Source organism: Solibacillus sp. FSL W8-0474, assembly GCF_038004065.1.
GTDB lineage: Bacteria > Bacillota > Bacilli > Bacillales_A > Planococcaceae > Solibacillus > Solibacillus faecavium.
Genome location: NZ_JBBOQJ010000001.1, coordinates 959,007 through 972,627 on the forward strand (window position 1 = coordinate 959,007; position 13,621 = coordinate 972,627).

The 13,621-nt window shown below is 38.8% G+C and carries 11 protein-coding genes and 1 pseudogene; 11 read left to right on the plus strand and 1 reads right to left on the minus strand.

The annotated features are described in order from the left end of the window. The first annotated feature begins 1 nt into the window (after position 1). The 3 genes from opp4B to NYE67_RS04695 are packed head-to-tail and all read left to right on the plus strand — an operon-like array spanning position 2 to position 3,771. Positions 2–964 (plus strand): oligopeptide ABC transporter permease, encoded by a 963-nt coding sequence (gene opp4B / locus NYE67_RS04685; protein ID WP_340729333.1) that lies wholly within the window; start codon positions 2–4, stop codon positions 962–964. A 37-nt stretch (positions 965–1,001) separates the two neighbouring features. After that, positions 1,002–1,913 carry an ABC transporter permease gene (locus tag NYE67_RS04690; protein ID WP_340729334.1) on the plus strand — a complete coding sequence of 304 codons (912 nt, stop codon included), beginning with the start codon at positions 1,002–1,004 and terminating at the stop codon, positions 1,911–1,913. Between the two features lie 19 nt (positions 1,914–1,932). Further along, complete coding sequence (locus tag NYE67_RS04695; protein WP_340729335.1) at positions 1,933–3,771, plus strand: oligopeptide ABC transporter substrate-binding protein; 1,839 nt, start codon at positions 1,933–1,935, stop codon at positions 3,769–3,771. A gap of 304 nt (positions 3,772–4,075) precedes the next feature. Here the strand turns inward: NYE67_RS04695 and NYE67_RS04700 are convergent, their stop codons facing one another. Continuing rightward, complete coding sequence (locus tag NYE67_RS04700; protein ID WP_340729336.1) at positions 4,076–5,758, minus strand: Rqc2 family fibronectin-binding protein; 1,683 nt, start codon at positions 5,756–5,758, stop codon at positions 4,076–4,078. Positions 5,759–5,997: 239 nt separating this feature from the next. On the opposite strand from NYE67_RS04700, the gene NYE67_RS04705 reads away from it, so the two are divergent. From NYE67_RS04705 to rsmB, 8 genes and pseudogenes are all read left to right on the plus strand, one after another. Next, positions 5,998–6,873, plus strand: coding sequence for a YicC/YloC family endoribonuclease (locus NYE67_RS04705; protein WP_340729337.1), 876 nt, complete (start codon positions 5,998–6,000; stop codon positions 6,871–6,873). Positions 6,874–6,889: 16 nt separating this feature from the next. Beyond that, positions 6,890–7,507 (plus strand): guanylate kinase, encoded by a 618-nt coding sequence (gmk, locus tag NYE67_RS04710; protein WP_191702335.1) that lies wholly within the window; start codon positions 6,890–6,892, stop codon positions 7,505–7,507. A 4-nt stretch (positions 7,508–7,511) separates the two neighbouring features. Next, the gene (rpoZ, locus tag NYE67_RS04715; protein ID WP_008403352.1) at positions 7,512–7,736 is read left to right on the plus strand and encodes a DNA-directed RNA polymerase subunit omega; all 225 of its coding nucleotides are present in this window, start codon (positions 7,512–7,514) and stop codon (positions 7,734–7,736) included. Positions 7,737–7,824: 88 nt separating this feature from the next. After that, positions 7,825–8,358 (plus strand): annotated as a pseudogene (gene coaBC, locus NYE67_RS04720) (bifunctional phosphopantothenoylcysteine decarboxylase/phosphopantothenate--cysteine ligase CoaBC); the annotation flags it as partial. Between the two features lie 26 nt (positions 8,359–8,384). Then, positions 8,385–10,793: a primosomal protein N' gene (gene priA / locus NYE67_RS04725; RefSeq protein WP_340729338.1), complete on the plus strand. Its 2,409-nt coding sequence runs from the start codon at positions 8,385–8,387 to the stop codon at positions 10,791–10,793. A 24-nt stretch (positions 10,794–10,817) separates the two neighbouring features. Next, positions 10,818–11,309: a peptide deformylase gene (gene def, locus NYE67_RS04730; RefSeq protein WP_340729339.1), complete on the plus strand. Its 492-nt coding sequence runs from the start codon at positions 10,818–10,820 to the stop codon at positions 11,307–11,309. A gap of 3 nt (positions 11,310–11,312) precedes the next feature. Further along, positions 11,313–12,254: a methionyl-tRNA formyltransferase gene (gene fmt / locus NYE67_RS04735; protein WP_340727186.1), complete on the plus strand. Its 942-nt coding sequence runs from the start codon at positions 11,313–11,315 to the stop codon at positions 12,252–12,254. Then, a complete protein-coding gene (rsmB, locus tag NYE67_RS04740) occupies positions 12,251–13,618 on the plus strand; it encodes a 16S rRNA (cytosine(967)-C(5))-methyltransferase RsmB (protein ID WP_340727187.1) in 1,368 nt (455 codons plus the stop codon). The genes fmt and rsmB overlap by 4 nt, the downstream gene beginning before the upstream one ends. Positions 13,619–13,621 lie beyond the last annotated feature (3 nt).

Sequence of the window (13,621 nt, forward strand, 5' to 3'; positions counted from 1 at the left end):
TATGTGGAAAACGATAGTTCGCCGTGTATTAATAATGATTCCGCAGCTATTTGTTTTAAGTCTCCTAATTTTTATATTAGCGAAACAAATGCCTGGAGATCCTTTTACAGGTTTAATTACACCGGAAACTGATCCAAACGTAATTGAGGAATTACGAATTAAAGCCGGATTCTATGACCCGTGGTATGTTCAGTACTATAACTGGATTGCCAATGCCGCACAAGGTGACTTTGGACAAAGTTATACGTATAAAAAACCGGTTGCCGATATTATCGGAGCTCGTGGAATGAATACTTTATTACTTTCATTATTAAGTGTAATTTTAGTATATTTAATTGCTATTCCACTAGGGGTGCTTGCAGGTCGTTATCAAGAGTCATTTTTGGATAAATCAATCGTCCTATATAGCTTTATCTCTTATGCTATCCCGACGTTTGTATTATCGCTGATTTTCGTGTACGTATTTGGATACAGGCTCATGTGGTTTCCAACAAGTGGTACGGTAGATATATCTATCGATGCAGGGACATGGGAGTATTATTGGAGCCGTTTCTACCACCTGCTGTTACCAGCTATAACATATGCGCTGTTAGGGACAACAGGGATAATTCAATATTTACGTACAGAGATTATTGATGCAAAGACGATGGATTATGTGAAAACAGCGCGCAGTAAAGGAATTCCGATGAAGAAAGTATATTCTCGACATATCTTCCGGAACTCACTATTACCAATCGCAGCATTTTTAGGATTCACAATTACCGGATTACTTAGCGGATCAATTTTTATTGAAACTGTATTCGGATATCAGGGTATGGGTAAATTATTTATCGATTCAATTTTAAGTCGTGACTACAGTGTCATTACAGCACTAGTTATGTTATTTGGCTTCTTAGCATTATTAGGTAGTCTATTGTCCGACATTATTTTAAGTATTGTTGACCCGCGTATTCGCATAGACTAATCAAATTAATAATGACTAAGGAGAGGTGATTTTAATCATGGAAAATAATAATGCACAAACTGTAGATAAGTTAGAATCTCAAAGCTCTCCGCCAACTGGTATTCAAGTTATTTTGCGGGAGTTTAAAAAAGATAAATTAGCAATGTTCTCTTTAATAGGGGTTATTTTATTAATGGTTACAGTTTTGGTATTAGCAATTGTAATCGATCAAGCCAAAATTATGAATATTCAATTATTGGAGCGTTTTACTGAACCGGGGGTAAGAGGTTATATCCTTGGTGCCGATGAAGCTGGTCGAGATATGTTCGGTCAGCTGATCATAGGTGCAAAAAACTCAATTTTAATTGCAATCGCTATTACGGTACTAGCCAATTTTGTTGGTATTGCTTTAGGGATTATCATGGGGTACTACGGTGGATTTATCGATAACTTCTTCATGCGTATTATCGACTTTTTCATCACTCTACCAACTCTTATGATTGTCATCGTAGTTATAACAATCATTCCATCATACGGAATAATGGATTTAATTTTAATTCTTGCAGCATTTCAATGGATGTCGACGGCCAGACTTGTGCGTTCAAAAGCACTATCTGAAGCACGTCGCGATTACATTAGTGCCTCTAAAACTATGGGTACTAGCGATTTCGCGATTATGTTTAAAGGTTTACTACCAAACTTAAGTTCGCTGTTAATTGTCGAAGTGACATTAAGCTTTGCAGGCAACGTAGGGATCGAAACAGGTCTTTCGTTCTTAGGTTTCGGTTTACCACCGTCAACACCAAGTCTAGGTACTTTAGTAAGTTATGCTATGAACCCGATAATCTTATCGAGTAAATGGTGGATATGGTTACCCGCGTCAATATTAATTTTAATTTTGATGCTTGGTATAAATTACGTTGGCCAAGCGCTACGTCGTGCAGCTGACGCAAAACAACGTTTAGGATAAAAAAAGGGAGGAAAAACAAATGATGAAAAAGAAAGGTCTTATGCTTTCTTCTGTATTTGCTACTGCTTTAGTATTAGCTGCTTGTGGAGGAGACGATACAGAAACAGCAACTGAAAAACCAGTTGACAAGAAAGAAGATACAACAACAGAGGAAAAAACAAATGAAGGTGCTACTACTGCTGAATCACCTACATTACCAGAAGAAGTAACTAACGATGGTGAAGTTATTCAAGGCGGTACTTTAAAATTCGCTTTAGTAACAGACTCTCCATTCTCAGGGGTTTTATTAGCTGAATTATATGAAAATGGTTATGACGCTGACATCATGGACTTCATGACTAACAATATTTTTGATACAGACGGCGACTTCTTAATTACTGACGAAGGTATCGCAAAATTAGACGTTGATGCGGATAACAATAAAGTTACAATTACAATTCAACATGATGTTAAGTGGTCTGATGGTGAGCCATTAACTGCCGATGATATAATTTATTCATATGAAATTATTGGTCACCCAGATTATACGGGTATCCGTTATGATGCTGACTTCCAAAATATTATCGGTGCTTCTGAATATAAATCCGGTAAAGCTGATACAATCTCAGGAATTAAAAAGATTGATGACAAAACTGTAGAAATTTCAATGACTAAAGTTTCGCCAGCAATTTACTCTGGTGGTGACGGTTTATGGAGTACTGCAGCGCCTAAGCATTACTTAGAAACAACACCAATCAAAGATTTAATTTCTTCACCACAAGTTCGTAAAGCTCCTGTAACTTTAGGTGCTTTCAAATTAGATAAATTAGTCGACGGTGAATCTGTTCAGTTCGTAGCTAACGAGCACTACTGGAAAGGTAAACCGAAATTAGATAAAGTTGTATTACAAGTAGTACCTTCAGCTTCTATCGGTGAAGCATTACGTACTGGTCAATATGATATGGCATCTTCTTACCCGACTAATCAGTATGACGGCGTAAAAGATTTAGAAAACTTAACAGTATTAGCTCGTCCAGAGTTAGCATACTCTTATATTGGTTTCAAACTTGGTAAATGGGATGCAGCTGCAGGTGATGCAGGCTTAAACATTATGGATGAAAATGCGAAAATGAACGATGCTAAGTTACGTCAAGCAGTTGCTTATGCAATGGACATTGAGCAAGTAGGAGAGCGCTTCTACCAAGGATTACGTTCTCGTGCAACATCATTAATTCCACCAGCATTCTCTTCATTCCATGACAATACTTTAGAAGGATACAATTATGATCCTGAAAAAGCGAAGGCATTATTGGATGAAGCAGGATATAAAGATGTAGATGGCGATGGTATTCGTGAAGATAAAAACGGTGAGAAATTTGCAATCCGTTTAGCGGGTATGTCAGGTTCAGATACTGACGAAGCAATCGTAGAGTACTACCGTCAAAACTGGAAAGAAGTAGGTTTAGATGTACAGTTAACTACTGGCCGCCTAATCGAGTTCAACAGCTTCTATGATAAAGTAAAAGCGGATGATCCGGAAATTGATATGTTCATGGCAGCTTGGGGTACAGGTACAAACCCATCACCACTTGGTTTATACGGTGAGGCTTCAGCATTCAACTACAGCCGTTTCGTAACTCCTGAATTACAAACATTATTAGCTGATATCGACTCTAAAGAGGCGATTGATGCAGGTTACCGTGCTGATGCATTCCGTAAATGGGAAGAGTACATGTTCGAGCAAGCATCAACAGTTCCAATGTACTTCCGTACAGAAATCCTTCCGGTTAACAAGCGTGTGAAAAACTACAATGTTAGTTATTCAAATGGTACAGAATTACACGAAATTGAGTTAACAGCTGAAGATCCAATTAAATAAGCTTTAACATAAAAGAACCGCTTAGAGAATTTTTCTAAGTGGTTCTTAGTATTTTTAATGAAGGCGTTATTAGAAAGCAAAAAATAGACGGAGAAATTCCGTCTATTTTAAAAGAAACTCAAAAATAAGCCAATATAAACGGAGAATTTCCGCTTATCTATTTAAATAATATGAAAATAGATCAATTTTCAATGAATAAACGGAAAAATTCCCTTTATTTATCCCTAATACTAGATTATTTCGTAAATAACGGTAAAACGTCCGCTTATTTTTTCAAATCGAGCCAGAGTTTCACGAGTTATAGCTATTTTTTCAACTGCATAACGATTGCTTCATCAGGTGTTACATAAATCGTTTTTTGTTCAAAATAAATTACAAATCCTGGTTTTGCCCCATTCGGTTTTTTTACATGGCGGATTTCCGTATAATCGACAGGAACCGAAGAAGAATCACGTGCTTTAGAAAAATATGCACATAACATTGCGGCTTCCTTCAGTGTCGTTTCATCCGGATCTTCAGAATGAATGACAACGTGTGAGCCAGGAATATCTTTCGTATGCAACCAAATTTCATTGCGCTTTCCAATTTTGAATGTTAAGTAATCGTTTTGCTTATTATTTTTACCGACAGAAATCGAAACCCCAGTTGAAGAAGTGAACTTTTCCGGATCGGGTTTCGTCGGTTTCTTTTTGCGTTTCGCTTGTCGAATACGAAGCAATCCCTGTTCAGCAAGTTCTTCGCGAATTTCCTCTATATCAGCAGGTGACGCCTGTTGTACTTGTTGAGTAAGCATTTCTAAATAATCGATATCTTCTGTAGCTTTTTTCTTCTGTTCCTCAATCATAATTAAAGCTGTTTTTGCCTTGTTGTATTTCGTATAGTAACTTTGGGCATTTTCAATCGGTGTTTTCCTCGGGCTGACTGGAATTCTTACCTTTTCAGCCTGTTCACTATAGTAGTTCTCTACATCTACAAACTCGGCACCTTTTGAAAAATTATAAAGGTTTGCCATTAATAATTCTCCGTATAGTTGGAACTGCTCCAAGTTTTGTGCGCGTTCGTAATCTTTTTGAAGTTTTTTTTGTTTGAGCTTTAATTTGTTTAATTCATTTTGCAACCAGCGTTCCAAATCACCGGCTTGCTGCTTCACGCGGTCACGTTTGGCACGGGCAAAGAAAACTCGGTCCAATAATTCACCAAGCGTTTCATAAGTTGTTGAAACGCCTGATAAATGCGTCAAGCTAGTAGGAGAAAAGTAAATTTTACCTTCTTGCTCTACATAAGTTGGCTGAGCGCTCGTTGCGATTTCATTCATTAGCTGTCTGCATGCCGTAACAGCATCCGTTGTGGATAAACGATGTAATAATTCTGTAGCATGGAGAGGAGAAAAGCCTGCAAAATGCTCAATAATTTCTTTCACCGTTACTTCTTTAGAAAAGAATTGCTTAATTTCCTCATCTGATAAACTAGTAAGCGCAATCTTTTGCTGTTTTGGTGGTGCGATATACTGCTGACCAGGCAACACAGTTCGGTAACTGTTCATCGATGGAGGTAAATGCTTTAAACTATCTATAATTGTATTGTTTTTTGCATCGATTAATAATAAATTACTGTGGCGTCCCATAATTTCGATAATGAGTTTTCGCTTTACAGCATCGCCTATTTCATTTTTGCTATCAATTTCCAATGTAATTACTCGTTCAAAACCATCTTGAACAACAGACTGAATAAATCCTCCTTCAAGATGTTTTCTTAAAAGCATGCAAAACATAGGAGGGTCTGCTGGATTTTCGATAGATTGATTTGTTAAGTGAATACGTGAGTATGATGGATGAATAGAAAATAATAACTTCACGTTTTGACCGGCTGCACGGATTTGTAATACGACTTCAAGTGCATTCGGCTGATAAATTTTTGTAATTCGTCCAGATGCTAAGGTTTGTAATTCCTTACTCATCGAACGAGTAAATAGTCCGTCAAATGCCATCTTTATGCCTCTTTCATTAAATAAGTCTACTTGATTGTTTTATCATACCATTATTTAGCTCAATTCTGTAGTTGATCACATCTACTATAATGAAAATTAAACATTTATTAAAAAGATAAAAACTATTTTATTACAACTTAACTATGATAAAATATGTTTTTATACAATAAACGTTAAAGCAATATATGTAGAACATATGCTATAATTGAAACAATATGTAAAGAAGGATGTGACGAACCTTGGTACGCAGTATGACCGGATTCGGCAGGGGGGTCACAACAACGAAAAACTTTCAACTAACTGTTGAGATTCGTGCTGTGAATCATCGTTTTTTAGAGATTAATACGAAGTTTCCAAAAGAATGGATGGAATCTGAAGTTATAGCAAAAAAAATGTTGTCGGATTCTATTTCCCGTGGGAAAATAGATGTTATCATTTTTTTGAAAGAGCTTCATGATACACAACAAACAATCCAGATTAATTGGTCGCTGCTTAATTCTTTTCTTCAAGCAAAAGAAGAATTGTCCCATACGGTTCCGATGCAGGAGAAATGGACAATGCAGGAAATTGTAAGTCTTGAACAAGTGCTTCAAGTGGAAAAGGTAGAGCTCCAACAGGAGGAAATCGTTGAAGCTGTAAAAAGTGCTTTGTCAGAAGCTATTACAAACTTGATTGCCATGCGAGAACGCGAAGGACAAGGTTTAGAGGGCGTAATGTTACAGTATAAGGCAGACCTTGAAGCGCAAATTGCTCATATAAGACAAACTGCGCCAAGTGCTGTTGAAAAGTATCGTAATCGTTTAATGACACGATTGGAAGAAGTGGCGAATGGGCAAACATTAGATGATCGCCTGCTTACAGAAGTTGCGATTTTTGCTGAGAGAATTGATATTTCAGAAGAGCTGGATCGTCTGGATAGTCATTTTAATCAGTTAACAGAAACGCTAAACGAACGAGTAGCAATTGGTCGAAAGCTTGACTTCATCATGCAGGAAATGAACCGTGAAATTAATACTATTGGTTCAAAAAATCAATCAACTGACTGTTCAGCGGCAGTCGTGCAAGCAAAAACAATTCTAGAAAAAATGCGGGAACAAGTTCAAAATATTGAATGAAATAAAGGAGTTATTTATGAAGAAACAACGTGGATTATTAATTGTTTTATCTGGTCCATCAGGTGTTGGAAAAGGTACGGTTCGTAAAGAGCTTTTTTCGCAGCCTGATACAAATTACGAATATTCGATTTCGATGACAACACGTAATCCTCGCGAAGGCGAAGTAGATGGTGTAGACTATTTCTTTAGAACACGTGAGGAATTTGAAGTATTAATCGAACAAGGCGGGTTACTTGAACATGCAGAGTTTGTTGGTAATTATTACGGTACACCGCTTGCATACGTACAAGAAACACTTGAAGCCGGGCGTGATGTCTTTTTGGAAATTGAAGTTCAGGGAGCAGCCCAAATTCGTGAAAAAGCACCAGATGCGTTGTTTATCTTTTTAGCACCACCAAGCATAACAGAACTTGAGCAACGTTTAGTTGGACGTGGTACGGAAACAGAAGATGTCATCGCCCGTCGTATCGCAACCGCTCGTGAAGAAGTCGAAATGATGAGTTTATACGATTATGTTGTAGAAAACGACCAAGTTCATAATGCATGTGATAAAATTAATGCAATCATTGTAGCAGAACACTGCCGTCGTGAACGTGTGGAAAAACGCTATTTGTCAATGTTGAGAGGAGAATGAAACCATGTTATACCCATCAGTGGATAAGTTAAAAAAGCAAATCGATTCTAAGTATTCTTTAGTGAGCTTAGCATCAAAACGTGCACGCCAAATGCAAGAAGAGGGCGGCGAGCATTTAAGCTCATACGTTTCTTATAAACCAGTCGGAAAAGCATTGGAAGAGGTAGCTGCTGGTAAGCTGCGTAAAGTTCAGCAAGATGCTTCTACTGTTTATGAAGACGAAATTTAGTTTTTGCGCATAATCGAATAATTTTTGAGTAGAAGCTCCCTAAGAATCTTTCTTTGGGAGCTTATCCTTTGAAAGGACGGTTAAAGTGATGAAGAAAAACAATGTGTTATTGTGTGTTTCCGGTGGAATAGCCGTTTATAAAGCTGTGGCGTTAGTAAGTAAGCTGTCACAGGCAGGGTTTAATGTAAAAGTATTGATGACAGCATCAGCACAAAAGTTTGTGACACCTTTAAGTTTTCAAGTGATGTCAAAAAATGATGTGTTTTACGATACTTTTGATGAAAAAGATTCAAATGTCATTGCTCATATCGATTTAGCTGATTGGGCAGATTTAATCATCGTGGCACCAGCAACTGCAAATGTTATTGCGAAAATGGCGCACGGAATGGCTGATGATATGCTGACGACAACACTTTTGGCGGCTACTGCTCCGGTTTGGGTAGCACCGGCGATGAATGTGCATATGTACGAGCATCCGGCAGTTCTACGCAATATCAACCAGCTACATGAAGATGGCATTCGTTTTATCGAACCGTCTGAAGGGTTTTTAGCATGTGGGTATGTTGGAAAAGGCCGATTAGAAGAGCCGGAGAAAATTACTGAACTTGCAGTGAAACATTTCCATCATCAATTAGGAAGCGATGGACAATGAAATTTGCACAAGTAATCGTAGATGTTTCAGCTTATCCGGTGGACCGTCCGTTTGATTATTTAATACCGGAAGATTGGGAAGAATTAATCGATTTAGGTTGTCGAGTAAAAGTACCATTTGGGCCACGTAATGTACTTGGTTTTGTCGTAGGTATTACGTCCGAGTCTGAAGTACCAGTAGAAAAAGTGAAGCCGATTACCGAAATACTTGATATCGAGTCGATTTTAACAGAAGAAATGCTTAGTTTGGCAAAATGGCTAAAGCACCAAACAATCTGCTATGAAATTGATGCATTGCAAGTAATGCTGCCAGGTGCTTTGCGGGCAAAGTATGAAAAGTATGCGGTTTTAAATGGGGAAGTTTCACATTTACCTACAACACTTCAGCCATACTATGAGAAAACAGCGAAAGTGAATTTGTCTCAGTTTGAAAAAGCAAATTTATTAAAACCGATAAAGCGTGCAGTTAAAGATGGTCTTATAATTATCGACAATGAAGTGAAACAAAAAGGGCAAGTTAAGCAAATACGGAAAGTCCAAATACATTCCCAGGAGCAATTGGAAAATGTATTGCAGCAAATGGGTAAACGTGCACCGAAGCAAGTAGCGTTAGTCGAATGGATGATGCAGCATGCAGGAGAAATCTTATTGCCTGATGATATTTGTGAAGCAGTGCATATTACAAATAGTGTACTGAATAGTGTCATTGATAAAGGTGCTGCAGCGTATATTCAAGAGGAAGTATACCGTGATCCGTTCACGAAAAATGTTGAGAAAACAGAATTTCTACAGCTAACAGATGAACAGGATCATGCACTGAGAAAAGTTATTGCTGCAATAGATGACCAGCGCCAGGAAACGTTTCTCCTACACGGTATTACAGGGAGCGGTAAAACAGAAGTATACTTGCAGGCGATTCAACGTACTATCGCTGATGGAAAAGAATCAATCGTATTAGTACCTGAGATTTCATTGACACCTCAAATGACAGAGCGTTTCAAGTCACGTTTCGGTGATGAAGTTGCTGTAATGCATAGTGGGTTATCTGTTGGTGAAAAATATGATGAATGGCGAAAAGTACAACAAGGGAAAGTGAAAGTTGTCGTTGGAGCTCGTTCAGCTATTTTCGCCCCTTTTAAAAATTTAGGGTTAATTATTTTGGATGAAGAGCATGAGTCCACATATAAGCAGGAAGATTCACCACGTTATCATGCCAGAGATGTAGCGATCTGGCGCGGAAAATATTATAACTGCCCGGTGATTTTAGGTAGTGCGACGCCTGCTTTGGAATCTTTTGCTCGGGCGAAAAAAGGTGTATATACATTGCTTACATTGGCTCATCGTGCGAAAAACCAAGCATTGCCTACAGTTCATATTGTAGATATGCGTGAACAACTCCAGGCGGGAAATCGTTCAATGTTCTCCGAGCCATTAATGGAGGCATTGCAGGATCGACTGAATAAAAAAGAGCAAACAGTGCTCTTTTTAAACCGCAGAGGATACTCTTCCTTTGTTTTATGTCGTGATTGCGGAACGACGGTACAATGCCCAAACTGTGATATTTCCTTAACGTATCATCGTTATCAGGAAAAGCTGAAATGCCATTATTGTGGTCATGATGAATACATTCCGGAAACTTGTCCTGAATGCCAAAGTGAAAACATTCGTTATTTTGGAACAGGTACACAGAAGGTAGAAGAGGAAATTTATAAATTATTTCCAGAAGCACGTGTACTTCGAATGGACGTAGACACGACAAAGCAAAAAGGAGCACATGAAAAAATGCTCGATGCTTTTGGGCGTGGTGAAGCAGACATTCTGCTCGGTACACAAATGATTGCGAAAGGTCTTGATTTCCCGAATATTACGTTAGTCGGGGTTTTAAGTGCCGATACTTCGCTCCATTTACCGGATTACCGGGCGGCAGAAAAGACGTTCCAGCTGATGACGCAAGTAAGTGGACGAGCAGGGCGCCATGAAAAATTAGGTGAAGTATTTGTACAGACGTATACGCCCGATCATTATGCGATCCAGTTATCGAAAGATCAGGATTATCCACCGTTTTACGAACGGGAAATGCATGCTAGACATATAGCGGGATATCCACCGTATTATTATATTGCGCTTGTTCAAGTTACTCACGAAGATGTGATGCTTGCGGCAGAATATGCAGGACGTGTAGCGGAATATTTGCGAGAGAATTTATCATTTAATGTTTCGGTGATTGGGCCAACGACTGCTAGTATTGCCCGGCTCCAAAATAGATATCGCTATCAATGTTTGATAAAATATAAAGTAGAGCCTCAATTAATACCAGTCCTTTTACAGCTTATTAAGATGTATCGCTCGGAATGGATAAAAAAAGGCATTGTGTTGACAGTTGATTTAGATCCAACAATGATCTAATGCATATAGAAAGAGGTAGTAGAAATGGCTATTAAAGAAGTAGTAAAAAACCCGGCAAATGTATTATCGCAAGTAACAAAAGAAGTAGAAGTGATTGATGAAAGTACGATTCAGCTTCTGGATGATTTATATGACACAATGGTCGAAAATGATGGTGTAGGTATTGCGGCACCTCAAATTAACGTTAGCCTGCGTGTAGCGATTGTAGAATTAGGTGAAGATATTCTTGAAATGATTAATCCGATTGTACTTGAAACGCGCGGCCAAGCGGAAGATGTGGAAGGCTGCTTAAGCTTCCCTGACCTTTTTGGTATGGTAAAGCGACCTACTTACGTAAAAATTGAAGCATCTGATCGTGAAGGCCGTGTATATGAGCTTGAAGCGGAAGATTTTGAAGCACGCTGTATATTGCATGAAATTGATCATTTAGATGGTGTATTATTTGATTCCAAAATGACGCGGGTATTGACAGAGGAAGAAATAGAAGAGCTGTACGCGGATGTTGAGGAGGAATAATCGATGACAAAAATCGTATTTATGGGAACGCCTGCCTTTTCAGCACCAATTTTGCGTATGCTTCATGAAGAAGGCTATGAGGTTCTAGCTGTTGTTACTCAACCGGACAGACCTGTAGGGCGTAAAAAAGTATTGACGCCACCACCTGTAAAAGAAGAAGCACTTGCATTAGGCTTACCAATAATTCAACCTGAAAAGTTGCGTGGTTCGAAGGAGCTTGAAGAAATTTTAGCATTAAACCCGGATTTAGTCGTAACAGCTGCATTCGGTCAAATTTTACCGAAAGAACTTCTTGAAGCTCCACGACTAGGCTGCATTAATGTACATGCCTCTCTTTTACCTTTATATCGAGGTGGGGCACCAATTCACCAATCGATTATTGATGGTCAGTCAAAAACAGGCGTAACGATTATGTATATGGCGGAAAAGCTTGATGCAGGAGATATCATTTCACAAAGTGAGATTGCCATTGAAGATACGGACCATACTGGTAGCATGTTTGAAAAGCTAAGTAGGGTCGGTCGTGAATTATTAAAAGAAACAATGCCTTCGATTATAAATGGTACGAATGAACGCATCGTACAGGATGAAACGCTTGTGACATATGCACGCAATATTAGCCGTGAGCAGGAGTTGATTGATTGGAATAATGATGCACGTGCATTGTATAATCAAGTGCGCGGACTACATCCATGGCCAGTAGCATATACAACTTTTGAAGGTGCTAATTTTAAAGTTTGGTGGGCAAAAGTTGGGGATACTACAACGAATGCGACACCGGGAGAAGTAGTGAAAATAGCAAAAGATCACTTTGAAGTTGCGACAGGTGATGGAAATACATTGGCGCTTTATGATGTCCAGCCAGCCGGGAAAAAACGTATGACCGCAGAAGAATTTCTACGTGGAACGGGCTCGAAATTACAGATTGGGGACCGTTTTGAATGAGTAAAAATAATAAAAAGCAAGTAATTTGGGATGGCAATGTGCGGGATGCAGCGTTAACGATTTTATTAACGGTCGATAAAAGTCAGGCCTACAGTAATTTATTATTACACCAAACGATTGAAAAATATAAAATAGAAGCAAAAGATCGTGGCCTGTTGACAGAGCTGACATATGGAACTTTGCAGTATAAGCTGACACTCGATTATTATTTAGAACCTTTTATTCATGGCAAGGTTGATATTTGGGTTCGCTGGCTGCTCCGCATGTCGCTGTACCAAATGCATTATCTAACACGTATTCCGGCACATGCTGCAGTGAATGAAGCTGTGGAAATTGCAAAACGTCGTGGCCATAAAGGAATTGCCTCAATGGTAAATGGAATTTTACGTTCCATTTTACGTGAAGGTGTTCGTTCGACTGATTTAATAGAAGATGCAAATGAACGTTTAGCCGTGGAAACGAGCCATCCGCAGTGGTTAGTTAATCGTTGGGTTGAAAGCTATGGCTATGAACAAACACGCGAAATGCTACTTGAAAACAATATTGCACCTTTGCAAACCGTTCGTGTAAATACGACGAAAGCAACTGTTGAACAAGTTTTGACAACACTTGAGCGTGAAGGTGTAAAAGCGCGACGCAGTGAATTTATGCCTGAATGTATTCATCTGGAAAGCGGTCAGGCAGCACGAACAGGAGCTTTCCGAAATGGCCTCATTACGATTCAGGATGAAAGCTCAATGCTTCCGGCAAAAGTACTGAATCCACAGCCGGGTATGAAAGTGTTGGATATGTGTGCAGCACCTGGCGGGAAAACGACGCATTTAGCAGAAGTTATGAAAAATGAAGGTTCAATTTTAGCGACTGATCTTCATGTGAAGAAATTAGATTTAATCGATGAGAATGTTGCACGTTTAGGATTAAATATTATTGAAACGGCACCGCTTGATGGAAGAAAGGCAGCCAGCTTTTTAACAAAAGAAAGCTATGATGCAATTCTTGTTGATGCCCCTTGCTCAGGACTTGGTGTAATGCGACGTAAGCCAGATATTAAATATACGAAGCGCGAAGAAGATTTGGAAAGTCTGCAGACAATCCAGCTTGCGATTTTAAATAATGCAGTACAGCTATTAAAGCAAAACGGACGATTAGTGTACTCAACGTGTACAGTTGACCGCAGAGAAAATGAAGGTACGGTACAAGCCTTTCTAAATGAGCATCCTGAAATGAATTTGGAGCCAATAGAAAACTTACCAGAACAACTAAAAGCGAAACAACAAAACGGGATGCTACAAGTATTCCCACAAGATATTGGTAGTGACGGATTTTTCGTCGCTGCATTCGTAAAAAAAGGAGCGTCCAATTAACTA